Annotated in this window: 16 protein-coding genes; 7 read left to right on the top strand and 9 right to left on the bottom strand. The window is 63.7% G+C overall.

Annotation, left to right across the window (positions count from 1 at the left end):
* The 4 genes from B5G34_RS16000 to B5G34_RS15985 form a co-directional block, all read left to right on the top strand.
* Nucleotides 1-689: GDSL-type esterase/lipase family protein (locus B5G34_RS16000; protein WP_087339875.1), on the top strand; the 689-nt coding region annotated here is incomplete at its 5' end.
* Between the two features lie 19 nt (nucleotides 690-708).
* Nucleotides 709-1200 carry a sigma-70 family RNA polymerase sigma factor gene (locus B5G34_RS15995; RefSeq protein WP_087339873.1) on the top strand — a complete coding sequence of 164 codons (492 nt, stop codon included), beginning with the start codon at nucleotides 709-711 and terminating at the stop codon, nucleotides 1198-1200.
* Complete coding sequence (locus B5G34_RS15990; RefSeq protein ID WP_087339870.1) at nucleotides 1197-2054, top strand: DUF3298 and DUF4163 domain-containing protein; 858 nt, start codon at nucleotides 1197-1199, stop codon at nucleotides 2052-2054. Before B5G34_RS15995 ends, B5G34_RS15990 begins: the two co-directional genes overlap by 4 nt.
* 255 nt (nucleotides 2055-2309) lie before the next feature.
* Entirely contained in the window at nucleotides 2310-5981 is a 3672-nt protein-coding gene (locus B5G34_RS15985) for a phosphoribosylformylglycinamidine synthase (protein WP_087339867.1), read from the top strand.
* Nucleotides 5982-6038: 57 nt separating this feature from the next.
* Here B5G34_RS15985 and B5G34_RS15980 read toward each other — a convergent pair whose 3' ends face one another.
* Together B5G34_RS15980 and yedF are read right to left on the bottom strand one after the other, a co-directional pair.
* Complete coding sequence (locus tag B5G34_RS15980; protein WP_087339863.1) at nucleotides 6039-6296, bottom strand: DUF3343 domain-containing protein; 258 nt, start codon at nucleotides 6294-6296, stop codon at nucleotides 6039-6041.
* A complete protein-coding gene (gene yedF, locus B5G34_RS15975) occupies nucleotides 6296-6895 on the bottom strand; it encodes a sulfurtransferase-like selenium metabolism protein YedF (RefSeq protein ID WP_087339859.1) in 600 nt (199 codons plus the stop codon). Before yedF ends, B5G34_RS15980 begins: the two co-directional genes overlap by 1 nt.
* Nucleotides 6896-7375: 480 nt before the next feature.
* Here yedF and B5G34_RS15970 point away from each other — a divergent pair, with 480 nt between their 5' ends.
* From B5G34_RS15970 to ftsH, 3 genes are all read left to right on the top strand, one after another.
* Nucleotides 7376-9166: an FtsW/RodA/SpoVE family cell cycle protein gene (locus B5G34_RS15970; protein WP_087339856.1), complete on the top strand. Its 1791-nt coding sequence runs from the start codon at nucleotides 7376-7378 to the stop codon at nucleotides 9164-9166.
* Entirely contained in the window at nucleotides 9153-10523 is a 1371-nt protein-coding gene (locus B5G34_RS15965; protein WP_087339853.1) for a penicillin-binding transpeptidase domain-containing protein, read from the top strand. The genes B5G34_RS15970 and B5G34_RS15965 overlap by 14 nt, the downstream gene beginning before the upstream one ends.
* 153 nt (nucleotides 10524-10676) lie before the next feature.
* Nucleotides 10677-12560 carry an ATP-dependent zinc metalloprotease FtsH gene (gene ftsH, locus B5G34_RS15960; protein WP_087339850.1) on the top strand — a complete coding sequence of 628 codons (1884 nt, stop codon included), beginning with the start codon at nucleotides 10677-10679 and terminating at the stop codon, nucleotides 12558-12560.
* Between the two features lie 61 nt (nucleotides 12561-12621).
* Here the strand turns inward: ftsH and B5G34_RS15955 are convergent, their stop codons facing one another.
* From B5G34_RS15955 to B5G34_RS15925, 7 genes are all read right to left on the bottom strand, one after another.
* Entirely contained in the window at nucleotides 12622-14772 is a 2151-nt protein-coding gene (locus tag B5G34_RS15955) for a polyribonucleotide nucleotidyltransferase (protein ID WP_087339848.1), read from the bottom strand.
* Nucleotides 14773-14946: 174 nt separating this feature from the next.
* Nucleotides 14947-15213 (bottom strand): 30S ribosomal protein S15, encoded by a 267-nt coding sequence (gene rpsO / locus B5G34_RS15950; RefSeq protein ID WP_087339845.1) that lies wholly within the window; start codon nucleotides 15211-15213, stop codon nucleotides 14947-14949.
* Between the two features lie 201 nt (nucleotides 15214-15414).
* Nucleotides 15415-16779 carry an MATE family efflux transporter gene (locus B5G34_RS15945; RefSeq protein ID WP_087339843.1) on the bottom strand — a complete coding sequence of 455 codons (1365 nt, stop codon included), beginning with the start codon at nucleotides 16777-16779 and terminating at the stop codon, nucleotides 15415-15417.
* Nucleotides 16780-16909: 130 nt separating this feature from the next.
* On the bottom strand, nucleotides 16910-17863 hold the full coding sequence (locus B5G34_RS15940; RefSeq protein WP_087339840.1) for a diguanylate cyclase: 954 nt from the start codon (nucleotides 17861-17863) through the stop codon (nucleotides 16910-16912).
* An 89-nt stretch (nucleotides 17864-17952) separates the two neighbouring features.
* The gene (locus tag B5G34_RS15935) at nucleotides 17953-18393 is read right to left on the bottom strand and encodes a DUF1847 domain-containing protein (RefSeq protein ID WP_343286578.1); all 441 of its coding nucleotides are present in this window, start codon (nucleotides 18391-18393) and stop codon (nucleotides 17953-17955) included.
* A gap of 167 nt (nucleotides 18394-18560) precedes the next feature.
* On the bottom strand, nucleotides 18561-20060 hold the full coding sequence (locus tag B5G34_RS19305; RefSeq protein WP_242957090.1) for a M56 family metallopeptidase: 1500 nt from the start codon (nucleotides 20058-20060) through the stop codon (nucleotides 18561-18563).
* Nucleotides 20053-20427: a BlaI/MecI/CopY family transcriptional regulator gene (locus B5G34_RS15925; RefSeq protein ID WP_087339837.1), complete on the bottom strand. Its 375-nt coding sequence runs from the start codon at nucleotides 20425-20427 to the stop codon at nucleotides 20053-20055. Before B5G34_RS15925 ends, B5G34_RS19305 begins: the two co-directional genes overlap by 8 nt.
* Nucleotides 20428-20556 lie beyond the last annotated feature (129 nt).

Here is a 20556-nt window from a genome sequence, read left to right as displayed (position 1 = left end):
CTACCCCCGGCAACACCCAGGGGGCCGCTTTTTCCTTCACCCAGCCGGTGCCCCAGTCCGAGGCGGTGGAGATGGACTACTTCTCCGACGCCCTCTTCATCGGCGACTCCCGCACCGACGGCCTGCAGATCTACAGCGGCATCAAGGGAGCCACCTTCTACTGCTACAAGGGCCTGAACATCTTTGACATGAGCAAGCGCCAGGTGGTGGAGATGAACGGCGGCAAGTATACCGTGGTGGAGGCCCTCCAGCGGGGTCCCCAGTACAAGAAGATCTATATCTCCCTGGGCATCAACGAGCTGGGTTACCCCGGCACCGACAGCTTTTACAAGGCCTTCAAGTCCTTCCTGGAGGAGGTCAAGGCCGCCCAGCCTGACGCCGTCATCTATCTGCAGAATCTGGTGCCCGTCAACCCGGAGATCTGCGCCCAGAAGAAGCAGCCCTCCTACGTGAACAACGACCGGGTGGCCGACTTCAACAGCGTGTTTCCCAAGTTGGCGGAGGAGTGCCAGGTGGCGCTGGTGGACGTGAAGAGCGCCCTCAGCGATGCAAACGGCATCCTGCCCGCCGAAGCCACCGTGGACGGCGTCCACTATACCAAGGCCTGGTATCAGAAGTGGCTGGAATATCTCATGTGCCACACCGTCACCCCCGAGGCCTATCAGGCGGCCCAGACGGCGGCCCAGTAAAAAGGAGCGTACCCCGGCTTTGGACACCAACATCCGGCAGCAGCTGAGCGAGTATATCGTGGCCCACCAGGAGGATTTCTACCGCCTGGCGTACAGCTATGTCAAAAATCGGGACGCTGCCCTGGATGTGGTGCAGGAGAGCATCGTCCGGGCCCTGTCCAAATCCGATTCCCTCCGTCAGCCGGAGTATATGAAGACCTGGTTTTACCGCATCCTGCTCAATGAGAGCATGAACCACTACCGGCGGGGCAAGCGGCTGGTGTCCCTGGAGGACTCCAACGCCGACTCCCCCGCCCCTGCCAGCGACCCGGCGGAGCGGCTGGACCTGTATGCCGCCATTGACCGCCTGGGCCCCAAGGAGCAGGCCATCATCCGCCTGCGCTTCTTTGAGGACATGAAGCTGGAGGAGATCTCCCGGGTGACCGGGACCAATCTGAACACCGTGAAGTCCCGCCTGTACAAGAGCCTGCGCCGGCTGCGGGAGCTCACGGGGGAGGAGGTTGCAACATGAAGGACCTATGGGAGCAGGCCCGGCAGCAGTACCGGGAGACCCCGCCGCCGGAGGAACTGAACTTTGCCGTGGCCTCCGCCCTGCGGGCGGGCGAACGCAAGCGGACCCACCGGCGGACCGTGCGGCGGAGCCTGTCCGCCTCTCTGGCCGCCTGCGCCTGCTTTGTGCTGCTGGTGAACGCCAGCCCCACCTTTGCCCAGGCTGTGGCCGAGGTGCCGGTGCTGGGGGACCTGGCCCGGGTGTTTACCGTCACCCAGTACACCGTGGAGGACCGGGATCACCTGATCGACGTGCGCCTGCCCGCCCTGGATCTGGCCGGGGACACCGACCTGGAGCAGCGGATCAACACCGAGATCTCCACCCGCATCGACCAGATCCTCCAGGAGGCGGAGGACCGGGCCAGGGAGACCAAGGAGGCCTATGTGGCCACCGGTGGCGACCCTGACGATTTCATGCCCATCATCATCAGCGTGGACTATGAGATCAAGTGCCAGAGCCAGCAGTACCTCTCCTTTGTCATCACCAAGACCGAGACCCTGGCCAGCGCCTACACCGAGCACTATGCCTACAACATCGACCTGACGGCCGGCCGGGAGGTTACCCTGAAGGACCTGCTGGGCCCCGACTACAAGGAGATCGCCAATGCCGCCATCTCTGAGGAGATCGCCCGCCGCAGCCAGGACCCGGACAACATCTTCTTCCTCCAGGGGGAGGGGGGCTTCACCTCCATCTCCGGCGACCAGACCTTCTACCTGGACGCCGACAAGAATGTGGTGGTCCTCTTTGAGAAGTACGAGATTGCCCCCGGCTTCATGGGGGTGCAGGAATTCACCATCCCCCTGCCCAACGGATAAGAAAACAGGACAATATAGGCCCTGCCGCGTACCGCGGCAGGGCCTTTTTGCGGCAATTTTCCCAAAAGCCCCGCCGCAGGCTGATTTTGGGTTGCCGCCGCCAGCGCCGCCGTGCTATAGTTATGGGTGAGAACCACCCGGCAGAGCGGAAAGACGCGCTGACCGGGTCAAAAGCGCGCCGTCCGCTGTACGGCGGCACCCGCGGGGCAGGATGGAGGTCACTCCATCCGCGGGGCAATTTAAGGGAGGTAACTTATGGGGAAGGTATTTCGCTGTTTTGTGGAGAAAAAGCCGGGCTTCGATGTGGAGGCCGGCCACCTGCTGGGAGAGCTGAAGGGCACCCTGGGGCTCAGCGGGCTCACCGGCGTGCGGGTCATCCGCCGCTACGACGTGGAGGGTGTGGAGCAGAGCGCCTATGAGGCCGCCCGCACCACCATCCTGTCCGAGCCTCAGGTGGATCAGCTGTGGGACGAGACCATGCCCGAGGCGGAGGGCGCCCTGCTGGCGGTGGAGGCCCTGCCGGGCCAGTACGACCAGCGGGCCGACTCCTGCGCCCAGTGCATCCAGATGCTCACCGGCGGCGAGCGGCCCACCGTCCGCTCCGCCACCGTCTATGTGCTCTCCGGCCAGTTGTCCGGGGCCGACCTGGATAAGGCCAAGGGCTACCTGATCAACCCGGTGGAGAGCCGGCAGGCTCTACTGGACAAGCCCGCCACCCTGCTCCAGCAGTATCCCGAGCCCGCTGACGTGGCGGTGCTGGAGGGCTTTTGCACGCTGGATCAGGCGGGCCTGGAGAGCCTGCTCAACCAGTACGGCCTGGCAATGGACCTGGCCGACCTGACCTTCCTTCAGGCCTATTTCCGGGATGAAGAGAAGCGGGACCCCACCCTCACTGAGGTGCGGGTGGTGGACACCTACTGGTCCGACCACTGCCGCCACACCACCTTCTCCACCCATCTGGACAGCGTGGATATCACCGACCCCGCTGTCAAGGCGGCCTATGACCGCTACCTGGCCGCCCGAGTGGAGGTGTACGGCGAGGAGAAAGCTGCAAAGCGGCCCCAGACCCTCATGGACATCGCCACCATCGGCGCCAAGACCCTGAAGAAGCGGGGCCTGCTGCCCGAGCTGGACCAGAGCGAGGAGATCAACGCCTGCTCCATCCACGTCCCCGCCACGGTGGACGGCAGGGAGCAGGACTGGCTGCTCATGTTCAAGAACGAGACCCACAACCACCCCACCGAGATCGAGCCCTTCGGCGGCGCCGCCACCTGTATCGGCGGCTGCATCCGGGACCCCCTGTCCGGCCGTGTGTATGTCCATCAGGCCATGCGCCTCACCGGCTGCGGCGATCCCCGGGTGCCGGTGAATGAGACTCTGGAGGGCAAGCTGCCCCAGCGCAAGATCGCCCAGACCGCCGCCGCCGGCTACTCCTCCTACGGCAACCAGATCGGCCTGGCCACCGGCCATGTGGCCGAGCTCTACCACGAGGGCTACATCGCCAAGCACCTGGAGTGCGGCGCGGTGGTGGGCGCCGCGCCCGCCGACCATGTCCGCCGTGAGACCCCCGCCCCCGGCGACGTGGTCATCCTGCTGGGCGGCCGTACCGGCCGTGACGGCATCGGCGGCGCCACCGGCTCCTCCAAGAGCCACAACCTGGCCTCCCTGGACACCATGGCCTCCGAGGTCCAGAAGGGCAACGCCCCCGAGGAGCGCAAGCTCCAGCGGCTCTTCCGCAACCCCAGCGTCACCCGCCTCATCAAGCGGTGCAACGACTTCGGCGCCGGCGGCGTGTCCGTGGCCATCGGCGAGCTGGCCGACGGCCTGTCCATCGACCTGGACGCCGTCCGCAAGAAGTACGACGGCCTGGACGGCACCGAGCTGGCCATCTCCGAGTCCCAGGAGCGTATGGCGGTGGTGGTGGCCCCCGAGGACGCCCAGACCCTGATGGACTTTGCCGCCTCCGAAAACCTGGAGGCCTACCAGGTGGCCACCGTCACCCAGAGCCCCCGCATGGTCATGACCTGGCGGGGCCAGACCGTAGCCAACCTGTCCCGCGCCTTCCTCAACACCAACGGCGCGGTGAAGCACGCCTGCGTCCAGGTGGACAAAAAGGCCGCCGCCCCCGAGAGCGACAAGAAGTTCCGCACCCTGCGGGAGATGGCTGCCAGCCTGAAGTCCGCCTCCCGCCGGGGCCTCACCGAGCGGTTCGACGGCTCCATCGGCGCGGGCAGCGTGCTCATGCCCTTCGGCGGCAAGAGCCAGCGCACTCCCGCCCAGGCCATGGCCGCCCTCTTCCCCGTGGAGCCCAACCAGGAGACCGACCAGGCCAGCGTCATGGCCTGGGGCTGCGACCCCGACCAGCTGTCCAACCACCCCTACGCCGGCGCCCACAGCGCGGTGTACACCTCAGTGGCCAAGCTGGTGGCGGCGGGCGCAGACTATGAGAAGGCCTACCTGACCCTCCAGGAGTTCTTTGAGAAGCTGCGCACCGAGCCCCAGCGGTGGGGCAAGCCCTTCGCCGCCCTGCTGGGCGCCCTGGATGCCCAGCTGGAGCTGGGATGCGCGGCCATCGGCGGCAAGGACTCCATGTCCGGCTCCTTCCTGGACCTGGATGTGCCTCCCACCCTCATCTCCTTCGCCATCGCCCCGGTGAAGGCCGGTGAGGTGCTCTCCCCCGAGTTCAAGACGGCGGGCAAGCCGGTGTATCTCTTTGCCTCTGAGGACAGCAAGTCCGCCTGGAAGACCCTCCACGCCCTCCATCAGGAGGGCAAGGTGGAGGCGGCCTGGGCCGTGGAGAACGGCCTGGGCGAGGCCGTCATGAACATGGCCTTCGGCAACTCTATCGGTTTCACCTCCGTGGAGAACAGCCTGGACTGGGATGCTCCCATGCCCGGCGCCATTGTGGCCCAGCTCACCCAGGAGTGCCAGGGCGGGCTGCTCATCGGCCACACCACCGCCGAGGCTGTGGTCAACGTCAACGGCGACTCCGCCTCCATTGACGAGCTGCTCTCCCTCAACGAGAGCGTGCTGGAGGACGTATACCCCACCCGGGCGGGTAAGGCCGCTCCGGTGGAGGCCATCTCCTGGGACAAGCGCTCCCCCGCCGTGTGCAAGTCTAAGATAGCCCGGCCCCGGGTGGTCATCCCCGTCTTCCCCGGCACCAACTGCGAGTTTGACTCGGTGCGGGCCTGCCTGCGGGCGGGCATGGACGCCGAGACGGTGGTCATCCGCAACCTGACTGCCGACGATCTCCTCCAGTCCACCGTGGCCCTGGAGGGGGCCATCCGCAAGGCTCAGATCGTCTTTGTTCCCGGCGGCTTCTCCGGCGGCGACGAGCCCGACGGCTCCGCCAAGTTCATCTGCTCCTTCTTCCGCAATAGAGCCATCACCGACGCGGTCCACGACCTGCTGAAGAACCGGGACGGCCTGATGCTGGGTATCTGCAACGGCTTCCAGGCCCTGGTCAAGCTGGGTCTGGTGCCCTACGGTGAGATCCGGGACATGGACGCCAACTGCCCCACCCTGACCTACAACCTGATCGGCCGCCACCAGAGCCGGTATGTCACCACCCGGGTGGCCTCCGTCAACTCCCCCTGGATGCTGAAATCCAACGTGGGCGACCTCCACACCATCCCCATCTCCCACGGCGAGGGCCGCTTTGTGGCTCCCAAGGAGGTGCTGGACCAGCTGGTGGCCAACGGCCAGGTGGCCACCCAGTACGTGGACGCTCAGGGCGTGCCCTCCATGGACATCGACGTGAACCCCAACGGTTCCCTGTACGCCATTGAGGGTATCTTCTCCCCCGACGGCCGGGTCTTTGGCAAGATGGGCCACTCCGAGCGGCGGGGCGACCACGTTGCCCTCAACATCCCCGGCGACAAGTATCAGCCCCTCTTCGAGAGCGGCGCCGAGTACTTCAAGTAAGACAGGCATCAAAAAGCAGCCCCCCGCCAGCGCGGGGGGCTGCTTCTGTTTGGCTGGTTACAGGGGCTGCGCGGTCAGGTCCTTTCCGCTGCCGGTAATTGCGTAGAAAGCGTACTCCCCCTCCTTCAGGGTGGAGGCGGCCAGGGCGGCTTTGACCCCCTCCAGGTCCTCCGGATTGAACCGGACGGCGATGCCGCAGCCCAGGGAGATCTCCCGCAGTACCGGCATGACCTGGACGGGGGCCACCCCCTTGAGCACTTTTTGGGCATAAATGGCCCCGTAGGTGGAGGTAAAGGTGATCACGCCGTAGTCCATCAGAGGGAGATCACCTTCCCGGCCTTCTGCATCCGGGTGACGATGTCATACATGTTGCTGACAGTGCCCACCTTCAGCTGATCGGCGATGCCGTAGAAGTTGAGGCAGGTGCCGCACACCAAAATTTCCGTCCCGGCGTCGCTGAGGGCCTTCAGGTGATCGGCCACCTGCTCGTCCAGGGTGGGCAGCTTGACCCCGGCGTTCATGAAGAGCACCGCTCCCGGCTTGTCCTCCCCCTGGGCCAGGGTATAGAAGAACATGCGCATCAGGTTGGTGCCCAGCTCCCGGTCCCCGTCGCCGATGATGTCCCGGCCCACAAAGACCGCCCAGTCCCCTCCGGCGGCGGGCAGGGGGGAATTGACCGCCTCCTCACAGGCGGCGCACCCCTCCCCCTTGGCAAAGTCCAGGGCAAAGGTGCCGCCGTCCTCCCGGACGGAAACGGTAAAGCCCTGGTTGTCCGCCAGGCGCTTCAGATTTTCCACGGCGGTGGGGTTGTCCACCAGCACGGTAAAGGTCTCATGTCCCTCTGCCATGGCCTTTTTGGCCATGATCACCGGGGTGGGACAGGGCTTGCCCCTGGCGTCCACAAGATATGCCATCTGATCATCCTCCTGTCTTTTTTTTCATTATACCCCCGTCAGGCCGCCGCCGCAAGTGGTGGAAAACCGGGTGGAAAATGTGAAAAATTCTTTAAAAATACCGGACAAGGCGGCCCTTGCGCTTTTTCGGCGGGACAAGTTGTGCTATACTGTAATGCGTACTGAACAAAGCCGAGTGCCTTGAAAGTACCATCTTTTAAGGTCGGGTGGCTTTGTTCAAGTGCAAGGCTTTTGGACTAAATCGCCCAAAAACCTTGCACCTTCCGTTGGTGCGTCTCAACGCACCAGCGGAATTACGCATTGCAGCAATGGCTGAATTTCATAAAAACGGCCGCCTCAGGCCGTTTTATGAAATTGCGCGGCTACCGCCGCACGAATAAACCGCATCGCGGTTTATTCAGCAGCCATTGCTGTAGGGACCGGGGGCCTGCCCAGGCCCCCCGATTTTGGATGCTTCTGATGCGAAAGGAGGTGGGCGGTATGGAACTGATCACCGGCTGGCTGGCGGAAAACGAGGTGCTGTGCGCCTGGTTTACCTCCATCGTGCGCTTTGTGTTTCCCGTGCTGGCCCTGCTCATCCTCATCCGCACCATCCGCTCCCTGCTGACGGTGCCCTGCCTGCCCGAGGTGTGGGCCTACCTCACCCTGCCCAACGGGGCCAACGAGCCCCTCACCCACTGGGAAAACATTCTGGGCCGGGGGAGTAGCTGCGACGTGGTGCTCAACTATCCGGTGGTGTCCCGGCAGCACGCCGCCCTCATCCGCAATGAGGACGACACCTGGACCGCCTACGACTTGAATTCCAAGGGAGGCGTCACCGTCAACGGCAAGCCGGTCCACGACGCCACTCCCGTCCAGTACGGCGATGTGCTGGCGGTGGGCGGGGTGGAGACAGTGCTCCTCCCCCTCTCCCCCGAGGAGAAGGCCAAGCGGCGGCGCTCCCGCCGCCGGTCCCGCCCGGTGTCCCCCTGGCTGGGTCTGGTGCTGCTGACCGTGTTCCAGGTGCTTACCGCCGTCCAGCTCATCATCAGCGAGAGCCCCGGGGCCTCCCCCATGATCCCCTTTACCTTCCTGTGCTTCACGGGGGTTATGTGGCTCTACTTCCTGGTGCTGCGGGCCACCCGGCGGGTGGGCTTTGAGATGGAGACCATTGCTTTCTTCCTGTCCACCCTGTCCCTGTCGGTGACCTGTTCCTCCAACACGGCAGCCCTGTTCAAGCAGTTTCTGTGTGTGGTGCTGGGGCTGATCCTCTTCCTCATTCTGGGGGTGTTTCTCCGGGATCTGGACCGGGCCAGAAAGATCCGCTGGCTTATGGCGGGGGCGGCCATCGGCTTCCTCAGCCTGACGGTGGTGCTGTACAAGCTGGGTCTGGCCGACCCCAAGTACGGCGCGGCCAACTGGATCTCCATCGCCGGCATCAGCGTGCAGCCCTCGGAGATCGCCAAAATCTGCTACATCTTTGCCGGTGCCGCCACCCTGGAGCGGCTCTTCCGCAAGCGAAACCTGGGCCTGTTCATCGTGCTCACCGGCGTGTGCCTGGCCTGCCTGGCCTATATGAGCGACTTCGGCACCGCCGCTATCTTCTTCATCACCTTCCTGGTCATCGCCTACCTCCGCTCCGGCGACTGGGCCACCCTGGCCCTCATCTGCGGCGGCGGTGTGTTCGCCGTACTCACCGTGCTGTCGGTGAAGCCCTACATCATGAGTCGGTTTGCCACCTGGGGCCACGCCTGGGAGAACGCCTCGGTGGGCAGCGGCTACCAGCAGACCCGCACCATGTCGGCCGCCGCCTCCGGCGGCCTGGTGGGGGTGGGCCCCGGCGAGGGCTGGCTCCACAACGTGGGAGCAGGCGACACCGACCTGGTCTTCGGTATGCTGTGCGAGGAGTGGGGCCTCATCATTGCGGTGCTGGCCATCCTGTCCATCGTCACCCTGGCGGTGTTTGCTGTCCGGGCCTGCCGGGCGGGCCGGTCCTCCTTCTACATCATCGCCGCCTGTGCCGCTACCTCCATGATGGTGTTCCAGACCTGCCTCAACGTGTTCGGCGCGGTGGATATCCTGCCCCTCACCGGCGTCACCTTCCCCTTCGTATCCAACGGCGGCACCGCCATGATTGCCTCCTGGGGCCTGCTGGCCTACCTGAAGGCCACCGATACCCGCCAGAACGCCAGCTTTGCCATCCGTCTGCCCTCCCGGAAGGAGGACCGGCAGAACGCGGAGCTGTCCATGAAACGCACCGACCAATGGGAGGACCAATATGAAGAAGATTGAAAGAAGGGCCTTCCTCTGTCTGCTGCTGGCCGCCGCCCTGGTGCTGGGGCTGGGGTTCTATGTGGTGCGCTATGTGCTCTACGGAAACCGCTGGGCCTCCTTCGCCGCCAACCGCCACCTGTACAACAGCCAGGGCCAGCTCTCGGTGGGCCGGGTGCTGGACCGGGACGGGGACGTGCTCTCCTGGGCGGATGAGGACGGCAGCCGCCACTACTACGAGAATGAGACCGTCCGCAAGGCTACCCTCCACGCCGTGGGGGATGCCCAGGGCAAGATCGGCACCGGGGCCCTCACCGCCTTTGCCGACAAGCTGTCCGGCTTCAACCTGATCACCGGGGCCTACTCCCCCCTGGGCAACGGCAACGACCTCTACCTTACCCTGGACGCCCGGCTCAACTACATCGCCTACCAGGCCCTGGGGGGCCGCAAGGGGGCGGTGGGGGTATACAACTATGAGACGGGGGAGATTTTATGCATGGTGTCCTCCCCCACCTACGACCCCCTGAATCCCCCGGAGAACGTGGAGGACAACCCGGCCTATGACGGCGTGTACTTGAACCGCTTCCTGTCGGGCACCTTCCCTCCGGGCTCCGTGTTCAAGACGGTGACCCTGGCCGCTGCCATCGAGAACATCCCCGACCTCTTTGACCGGACCTGGACCTGTACCGGCTCCACCGACGTGGGGGGCGAGGCCATCACCTGCCCCCACGCCCACGGCACCATGGATATCTACGGGGCCCTGGCCAACTCCTGCAACGGAGTGTTTGGACAGCTGGCCGCCGAGCTGGGACCGGAGGTTATGCAGAGCTACACCGAGAAGGCGGGTCTCACCTCCTCCTACAAGGTCAGCGGCCTTACCTCCGCCGCCGGACGGTTCGACTTCTCCGGCACCACCGGCCAGCTGGCCTGGGCGGGCGTGGGTCAGTACAACGACCTGGCCAATCCCTGCGCCATCATGACCTACATGGGAGCCATCGCCGGAGGCGGACAGGCCGCCGTCCCCCGGCTCATCCTGAAGGTGGAAAACCAGCTGGGCCTGCCCTCCCTGCCCCAGCTCACCCAAAAGACGGGTACCCTTATCGAGTCGTCCACCGCTGCCACCCTGGCGGACATCATGTCCCGCAACGTCATTGACGCCTATGGCGCAAGCCGCTTCCCCAACATGGACATCTGCGCCAAGAGCGGCACCGCCGAGGTGGGGGGCGGCAATGCGCCCCACGCCTGGTTTGCCGGGTTCCTCCGCAACGAGGACGCACCCTACGCCTTTGTGGTGCTGGTGGAGAACGGCGGCTCAGGCGCCGACGTGGCCGGTTCGGTGGCCGCCAAGGTGCTGGACGCTTTGGTAAACGGATATTGAATGACAAAACCCGGAGCGGGAAACCGCTCCGGGTTTTCCACATCTTATATGAATAATGTGTAAAACCTGGGGGAAAGCTATTGACTTTCCAAGGAAAAAATCTATGATTTATTTAGCATAAGAAATATTGTTCGTACTACGGAGGAATTTGTCATGCAAGAGATCAAAGACGACGGGAAAAAACCCAGCCCGCCCAAAAAACCGCTGATTTTCTACTACGCCGTGGCCCTGGTGGTGCTGATGCTCCTCAATGCCTTCTTCTTCCCCACTGTGCTGGAGCGGCAGGTCATTGAGGTGCCTTACAGCCAGTTTCTCACCATGGTGGACAACAACCAGGTAAGCGAGCTGGCCCTGGACGAGGACAGCCGGGAGATCGTCTTTATCGGTACCGACGACTCGGGCAAGGAGGGCTACTATAAGACCGGCATCTGGCCCGACGACGGGCAGCGGCTGCTGGGTCAGCTGCGGGAGGACCCGGATATCGTCTTTACCGCTGAGATCCCCACCCAGGCCAACCCCATCCTGGCCGCCCTGATCAGCTGGGTGCTGCCCATTTTCCTCTTCATCCTCATTGGTCAGCTGCTCTCCCGCTTCATGATGAAGCGCATGGGCAACAGCCTGCCCGGCGGCATGGGCAACGCCATGACCTTCGGCAAGGCCAATGCCAAGGTGTATGTGGAGGAGGCCTCCACCGGTGTGTCCTTTGCCGACGTAGCGGGTCAGGAGGAGGCCAAGGAATCCCTGATGGAGGTGGTGGACTTCCTCCATCAGCCGGACAAGTATGCGGAGATCGGCGCCCGCCTGCCCAAGGGCGTGCTGCTGGTGGGCCCTCCCGGTACCGGCAAGACCCTGCTGGCCAAGGCCGTGGCCGGCGAGGCCAAGGTGCCCTTCTTTTCCATCTCCGGCTCGGAGTTTGTGGAAATGTTTGTGGGCATGGGTGCCGCCAAGGTTCGGGACCTGTTCAAGCAGGCGGGAGAGAAGGCCCCCTGCATCGTGTTCATCGATGAGATCGACGCCATCGGCAAGAAGCGGGATACCGGCGGCTATGGCGGCAATGACGAGCGGGAGCAGACCCTGAACCAGCTGCTGGCCGAGATGGACGGCTTTGACTCCAGCAAGGGCGTGGTGCTGCTGGCGGCCACCAACCGGCCGGAGAGCCTGGACCCCGCCCTCATGCGGCCCGGCCGGTTCGACCGGCGGGTACCGGTGGAGCTGCCCGACCTCCAGGGGCGTGTGGCCATTCTGAAGGTCCATGGAAAGCACGTCCACATCGACGGCGACGTGGACTGGAACGCCATCGCCCGGGCCACCGCCGGGGCCTCCGGCGCGGAGCTGGCCAACATCGTCAACGAGGCTGCCCTCCGTGCGGTGCGGCAGGGCCGCAGGACGGTGACCCAGGCCGACCTGGAGGAGAGCGTGGAGACCGTCATCGCCGGAGCCCAGCGGAAGAACGCCGTCATCTCCCCCCAGGAGAAGAAGATCGTGGCCTTCCACGAGGTGGGCCACGCCCTGGTGGCCGCCCTCCAGACTCACTCCGCCCCGGTGACCAAGATCACCATTGTCCCCCGCACCTCGGGGGCTCTGGGCTACACCATGCAGGTGGACGAGGGGCAGCATAACCTGATGAGCCGGGCGGAGCTGACCAACAAGATCGCCACCTTCACCGGCGGCCGGGCCGCCGAGGAGCTGATCTTCGGCGAGGACAACATCACCACCGGCGCCTCCAACGACATCGAGCAGGCCACCAAGCTGGCCCGGGCCATGATCACCCGGTACGGCATGACGGAGCAGTTCGACATGGTGGCCCTGGAGACGGTACAGAATCAGTACCTGGGGGGCGACACCTCTCTGGCCTGCTCTGCCGAGACGGCGGCTCAGATCGACAAGCAGGTGGTGGCCACCGTGAAGGAGGCCCATCAGAAAGCCCTGGCCCTGCTGCGTGACCACGAGGACCAGCTGCGCAATCTGGCAGCCTACCTGCTGGAGAAGGAGACCATCACCGGCGAGGAGTTCATGAAATTGCTGGAGCAGGGGTAAGGCCCCACAACACAAAAAATCCCCGCTGCAATTCGCAGCGGGGATTTTATCCTATTTGGAATTACTTGATGGGCTCGCCGGCCTCTTTCTTGGCCTTGATCTCCTTGAGGGCATCGCGGTAGGACAGGTTGACACGGCCCTTCTCGTCGATATCGGTGACCTTGACCCAGATCATATCGCCGATGTTGACCACGTCCTCCACCTTCTCCACACGGCGGTCAGCCAGCTTGGAGATGTGGACCATGCCGTCCTTGCCGGGAGCCAGCTCCACGAAGGCACCGAACTGCAGGATGCGCACCACCTTGCCGTAGTACAGCTGACCCACCTCGGGCACGAACACGATGGTCTCGATGGTCTTCTTGGCGGCGTCGCAGGAGGCCTTGTCGGTACCGGCAATATAGATGGTGCCGTCGTCCTCGATGTCGATCTTGGCGCCGGTGTCGGCACAGATCTTCTGGATCACCTTGCCGCCGGAGCCGATGACCTCGCGGATCTTGTCCACGTCGATCTTCATCTTCACCATCTTGGGGGCGGTGTCGGCCACGTCGGCACGGGGCTTGTCGATGCAGGGCAGCATGATCTCATCCAGGATAGCGTACCGGGCGTCCTTGGTGATGGCCAGGGCCTCCTTGATGATCTCATGGGACAGGCCGTCGTTCTTGATGTCCATCTGGATGGCGGTGATACCGGCCTTGGTGCCGGCCACCTTGAAGTCCATCTCGCCGTGGAAGTCCTCCACGCCCTGGATGTCGATGAAGGTGGTGAAGCCGCCGTCGTCGTCCTGGATCAGGCCGCAGGAGATGCCGGCCACGGGGGCGGAGATGGGCACGCCGGCGTCCATCAGGGCCAGAGTGGAGCCGCAGATGGAGCCCTGAGAGGTGGAGCCGTTGGAAGAAAGGACCTCGGACACCACGCGGATGGCGTAGGGGAACTCCTCCACGGGAGGAATGACGGGCTCTAGAGCGCGCTCAGCCAGAGCGCCGTGGCCCTTCTCGCGGCGGTTGGTGGAGCGGGCGGCACGGGCCTCGCCGGTGGAGTAGGCGGGGAAGTTATAGTGGTGCATGTACCGCTTCTCCTCCTCCTCCCAGATGGTATCCAGCTTCTGGGCGGCGGAGAGGGTGTTCAGGGTGCAGATGCTCAGCACCTGGGTCTGACCGCGGGTAAACAGGCCGGAGCCGTGGACGCGGGGCAGCACGCCCACCTCGGCGGCCAGGGGACGGATCTCGTTCTTGGCGCGGCCGTCCACACGGTGGCCCTCCAGCAGCCAGGCCTTGACGATCTTCTTCTGGAACTTGTAGGTGATCTCCTCCAGGTACTTGTCCATCTCGGGATAGTCCTCCAGGAAGAGCTCATGCCAGTGCTCGATGAGGGCGTTCCAGCGCTCCTCACGCACGTTCTTGTCGTCGGTGTCCATGGCGGCCTTGGCCTCGTCCATGGTGGCCTCCACGATCTTGTCAAAGAGCTCCTGGTCGAAGTCGGCGTGGTCGTAGGTCATCTTTTCCTTGCCGATCTCAGAGACGATCTGGTTGATGAAGGCCACCTGAGCGCGGATCTCCTCGTGGGCCTTCACAATGGCCTCGTACATGATGTCGTCGGGCAGCTCCTTGGCGCCGGCCTCGATCATGATGACCTTCTTGTCGGTGGCGGCCACAGTCAGGTCCAGCTGGGAAGCGTGCTTCTGCTCGTTGGTGGGGTTCATGACGATCTGGCCGTCCACATAGCCCACCTCCAGGCAGCCGATGGGGCCGGCCCAGGGGATGCAGGAGTAAGCCAGGCAGGCGGAAACGCCGATCATGGCTGTGACCTCGGGAGAGCAGTCCCGGTCCACGCTCATGACGGTGGCGGTGACCACCACGTCGTTGCGGAAGTCATAGGGGAACAGGGGGCGGATGGACCGGTCGATGACGCGGGAAGCCAGCACGGCGGGCAGGGAGGGCTGGCCCTCGCGGCGCATGAAGGAGCCGGGGATGCGGCCCACAGCGTACAGCTTCTCCTCAAAGTCCACGCTCAGGGGGAAGAAGTCCACGCCGTCCCGGGGACGGGGGGACACGGTGACGGCCACCAGCACGGTGGTCTCGCCGTAGGTCACCATGGCGGAAGCGGTAGCCAGCTCAGCCACCTTGCCCACGTCGATGGTCAGGGGACGGCCGGCGACCTCAGTCTTGTACACCTTGCGGTTGGTAAATTCCTTGTGCTTGATGATGGTTGACATGCAGGTTGTTCCTCCTTTTCATTGGTGTTTCCCACACATCAGAGCCAGGCTCTTTTTAGCACTTGAACCCAGGTCCGGCCCGCCGGGCCCAGGTTCAACTGCTAAAAAGCGTGCTCTGACGGATGGGAAGAAGGGGTGGCACGGAGGTCCGCGCCACCCCTATCAATTCTGTAATTACTTACGGATGCCCAGCTTGGCAATGATGGCACGATAGCGCTCGATGTCCTTGTCCATCAGGTAGTCCAGCATCTTGCGGCGCCTACCGACCATCTTCAGCAGGCCGCGGCGGCTGTGGTTGTCGTGCTTGTGGATCTTCAGGTGCTCGGTCAGCTCCTGGATGCGGGCAGTCAGAATGGCGATCTGCACCTCGGGAGAGCCGGTGTCAGTGGGGTGAGTGCGGTTGGCTTCGATAACAGCGGTCTTTTCGTCCTTACGGATCATGGTTGGTTTCCACCTTTCAATCAATGTGCCCGCGGGCTGCGTGACCGGCCGGTGTAAGCCGGGAGACGAAGTCCGGGGTAAAAAATAGCGTCTGTTCACAGACCAAGATATTCTACCATAGTCTGGCCCGGTTGTAAAGGATTCATTCGCAAAAAACAGGGCGATTTTTTGTACTTTTAGGGGAAAAGAAGGACGTGGCGCTCAGCGGAGGGAGAGCTCCTCCGGCTTGGTCAGCCACTTGCCGAACTTATAGTAGAGCAGCAGAGCCACCGAGGTGGTGGTCCAGGTAATGGGGTAGCTGGCCTCCACCATGACGATGGTGTGGTGGACGGGCACCACCAGGAAAAGCCACAGCAGACGCAGGCCGCACACGCCGAATACCGAGATGAGCATAGGCACCAGGGACTTGCCCGCCCCCCGGATGGCGCCGGGCAGCAGCTCCACCAGGATGTAGGTGATGTAGCAGGGGGCCAGGAAAATCACCATTTCCACGCCGATTTCCAGCACGTCGGGGTCGGGGCTGAAGATGGACAGGATGGGTCGGGCAAAGAGCACCAGGACGGCGCTCATGACGATGGTGATGGCGGCGCTCATGACCACCGAGATACGCACGCTCTTTTTCAGCCGGTCGTACTTTCCTGCGCCGTAGTTCTGCCCGGCAAAGGTGGTGAGGGCCTGGGACAGAGCGGTAATGGTCATCCAGAACAGAATGTCCATTTTGCCGTAGGCCGTCCAGGCGGCCACCGCGTCGGTATCAAAGGAGTTGATGGCCGACTGGATGACGATGTTGGAGGCGGAGTACATCACCGACTGGAGGGCGGTGGGCACGCCTACCTTCATGATGGCGGACAGGGGCTGGCGGTGGAGTTTGAGCTCCGTGGGGAAGAGCTGGAAGGGAGCTCCCTCGGAGCGCATCAGGGAAACCACCACCAGGACTGCCGACAGCACCTGGGAGGACACGGTGGCAATGGCAACCCCCAGCACGCCCAGGGGAATGACCACCACCAGCAGCAGATCCAACACGATGTTGCACAGAGAGGCGGCAATGAGGAAGTACAGGGGCCGCTTGGAGTCTCCAACCGCCCGGAGCACGCCGGTGCCTATGTTGTAGATCACGTTGGGGATCATGCCCAGGAAATACACCCGCTGGTAGAGGATGGCCCCGGGCAGGGCGTCGGCGGTGGTGTCCATGGCCCGGAGGGCCCAGGGGGTGAGAATAAAGCCTGCCACCATGAAGATGGCGCCGATGATGACGGACAGCAGCATGGCGGTGTGGACGCTCTTGTGGACCTCCTCGGCCATGCGGGCGCCGTAGCGCTGGGCGATGACCACCACCGCGCCGGCGGCCAGGCCGGTGAAGATACCCACCGTCAGGTTGACGATGACACCGGTGGAGCCTACGGCGGCCAGGGCCACCTTGCCCACAAACCGGCCCACCACCACGGTATCCACCGTGTTGTACAGCTGTTGGAAAAAGGTGCCGAACCACAGGGGAAAGAAGAGCGACAGAAGCTGCTTCCAGATAGAGCCCTGGGTAATATCGCCCACCGGACGGGCCAGACGCATGACAGATCCCTCCAGAAAAAGTAAACTGATGCGGCCAGGCCGCAAGAGGATTGTACACGGTTTGCGGACAAAAGGCAAGGGGGCGGCAGCGCCGCCCCCGGAAGGATTGAACTGTATGTCCGGCCAACGGCTACCGCTGTCTGCGGTCGTTGTCCCGGATGCTGTAAAATTCCCGTTTGTTCTGGTACATCAGCTGATCGGCCTCCTCCACCTGCTGGCTGATGCTGCACGGGGCGGCCCGCCAGGACACCCCCACGGAGTAGCTGATGTGCTCGGCCTCCATGCCCGCCTCAACGGCGGAGACAGCGGAGCGGAAGGCGGCCTCGTCCAGGGTGTCGTCGATGACCAGGAACTCGTCGCCCCCCATGCGGTAGGCCTTGCCGTCAAAAACCGTCCGGAGCTGGCGGGCGGCACGGCAGATCAGGGTGTCCCCGGCGCTGTGGCCCCGGTGGTCATTGACCTGCTTGAGCCCGTTCAGATCAAAGCAGGCCACCCCCAGCTGTGGACTGCCGCTCCAGTCCCGGGCCATAACCTCGTTATACTTGTTGCGGTTGTAAAGCCCGGTGAGGGAATCCTCGTAACTCATGCGCTGGAGCAGAGCGGTCTGGGCCGCCAGATGCTCCTGCAAATACAGGTAGGACTGCTGGGCCATTCTGGTGGGGAAGCCCACGTCGTCCTCCACCATCTCTCCGTAGGGATTGGAGATATGGATGTGGCGGCAGCGGGGCGTGCCGTCCACCCAGCGGTACACCGTGGTGATACGCTGATGGACCCGGAGGCTGATCTGGGTGGAGGCGTCGGTGGCGATCCACAGGCGGCCCGCGCACAGGCAGACGTCCGGTCCCAGGGGAAGGGCCTGATATTCCTCATTGGAAATGGTGCATTTGGGGACCTGCCCCCGGACCTGCCGAAAAATCCCGGCCACAGTCTCCCGGCCGGAGGCATATTCGTGCTCGCCGATGCCCAGCCAGATGATATCCTCATCCATCAGGGCGATGACCGCGTCCACATCGTTTTCACAATAGTATCTATGTACCATGCTGCGGGTCAGTTCGATGGCCGATTGAATGTGCTGCTCATACATAAGCGCGCTCCACCTTTCCCTGTTAATCTGAGATGGTAGGGGCTTGCTGTACGAGCCGGACCGACTGACCCGGGTGGGATACCGGGGACTCAGGTCGTTTCCGGCCCGAACAACTTGGATTTATAGTAGGACTCGGCGTTGTACAGGGCGGCCGCGGGGTTGTGGCCCAGCACCCGGTCCTTGGCCACCAGAGTGGTGACCAGTGCGTCGGAGTATTTGTAGAACATGCTGTCGTGGCCCACGCAGGTGGCGATGCCCAGCTTGTGAAAGCCCAGCTTTTTGGCAAATTCCACGATCTCCTGCACCCGGGTATACTGGCAGTAGTGCTCACACTCCACCTGGGCCGCTGCCACCATGGCGGCGTGGTTATCCGCCTCCTGATAACAGGCCACCGCCTCCTCCAGCACCTCCTGCTCCAGATTTTTGGACAGGCAGAAGGGGGGAAAGGCGTCGGAATGGTTCAGATCGTTGCAAGCGGCAGACCCGCAGTCAATACAACTGCGGGCGCAGGTATCCTCTTCCATATCCATAGCAAAGCCTTCTTCTTGGTTAAAGTCAATGGATTTCCATATGCTTCCGGTCAAAAGGACCCGAATACGATATTTATATTATAAATGCTTTGCCCTGTTAAAGCAAGAGAAAGGGGGCGGAAACACAAAAATCCCCCTGCCGAAGCAGGGGGATGGGCGTGGAAGGGTCAGCCGGCGGTCAGGGTCAGGCTCTCTGCCAGGGCGGTGAGGCCGGCGGCGTCCAGGACGCCGGTCTGAAGGGTCAGCTGGACGAAACAGGGCATGACGCTCCAGTCGTAGGCCAGCACGCAGTCCATGCTGTTCCAGGGATCGGTGGCCGCCGCGTCGGTGGTTCCCAGCTCCTGCCAGACGTAGTGGGCGGTGGCCGCCGCCCCGGTGCCGCTGTGGGTCACCACATGGTAATCCTCATATCCGGCGTGGTTGGAGAGGGCCACCTCCGCGAAGATCTGCATGGGCAGGGCATGGGCGGCGGTGTCCACCTCCGCCAGGGTGGGCTCGTCGGTGGCTCCCAGGCCGTACAGCAGCACCGTGCCCACCTGCTGCCCGTCCCGCAGCAGGGCCAGGCCGGGCAGGCCGGTGTCCTCCTCCAGCTGACCGCCCACTTCCAGACCGGCGGGCAGGGCCAGGGAGAGCCGGGCCTGCTGGCCGTCAGAGAAGGTGTACAGCAGATCGGTGGTCTGCCCCCGGGCGGATACCGCCACCGAGGGCTGGGTGTACCCCGCCGGGCGGTCATAGGGGAAGGGCGGGGTCAGCTCCAGATGGTCCATGGCGTATTGCTGATATACGCCGGGCTCCACCTCAGACTCCAGAGAGACCACAAAGGTGATTCCCACCAGCTGGCCCCGCTGGGCGTCCAGCATGCCGCTGTAGGTCTGGCCGGGCTGCCAGTCCACAGCTCTGTCCAGCAGCTTCTGTACCGAGAAGCTGCCCGCCTGATCGGAAAAGGTGGCGCTCAGGGTCATGAAGGGCCGGACCGCGCCATCCTCCAGGGTGGGGATGGGATCGGGCACGGTGAAGGATAGGGTGCCGTCGGTGCCCAGGGTAAGGCTGGACAGCGTGTCGGCGATGAAGGCGTCGGTGGTTTGGGCGGGCTCCTCTTTGGCGTCGACGGGGTTTGTGAGGAAGGCCGCCGCCGCACCGGCGCACAGGAGGACCGCAACCAGCACCACCCAGAATCCCGGCTTTTTGTAGTGCAGGGCGGCCCTGACCCGGGTCTTTACCCCCGCCTCGCCAAAGGCCAGGGGGCAGGCCCCCGGGGGCCGCCGGCCTGTGCTGTAATCCAGGAGGGCCTGGGAGTAGTTTGCCCGCCCCATGGGGTCCATGGTCCGGACCACCCGCTGGTCGCAGGCCAGCTCAATGTCCCGGCAGAACAGCAGATAGGCCACCCACATCAGGGGTTGGAACCAGTATACGGCGGTAAGGGCAAAGCCCAGAGGCTTCCACCAGTGGTCCCGGCGGGCGATGTGGGCCTGTTCGTGGGCCAGCACATGGCCCATGGTGTCCGCCCCAAGGGAGAAGGGCAGATAGATTTTGGGCCGGATCAGCCCCAGCACAAAGGGGGAGGTCACATACTCGCTCTGGTAGATATTGTCCCGCAGCAGCACCGCCGGGATCAGCCAGCCTGCCGCCACGGCCCGGTCCGCCACTTCCAAAAACAGCTCAGTCATGGTGCTCCTCCTCCCGGAACCGGTCGATCATGGCCTGAACCTCGTCCACCTCCGCCCGGGAGAGCTTGTGGCTGCGGGTGAAGGCGGCAACAAAGGCGGGCAGGGAGCCGCCGAAGGTCTTCTCCACCATCTCGTCGATCTGGGCGGTCTCCACCTGTTCCCTGCTTACCAGGGAACGGACCACCGTGTTCTCATTCTTGAGAACCCCCCGGTCCCCCAGCCGCCGCAGCACCGTGTAGGTGGTGGTGGGCTTCCACCCCAGCTGCTCCTGACACAGCCGCACCAGATCGCTGCTCTTGACCGGCTCGTTTTCCCACAGGATGCGGCAGAACCGGTACTCGCTTTCAAATACCTTGGGGATTTCCATGGTGCACCTCCTCTCTAATCTGTTAGAGTACATGTTTAATCTAACACATTAGAGTAAACCTGTCAAGCGCAAAAAAGCCGCCCGCCGCTTTTCAAAAGCGACGGACGGCTGTGCAGTTTGGTTGGATTG

The sequence above is a fragment of the Flavonifractor sp. An82 genome (genome assembly GCF_002159265.1).
GTDB lineage: Bacteria > Bacillota > Clostridia > Oscillospirales > Oscillospiraceae > Flavonifractor.
Note: the sequence above shows the minus strand (reverse complement) of the source record. Positions and strands in the feature narration are given on the sequence as shown.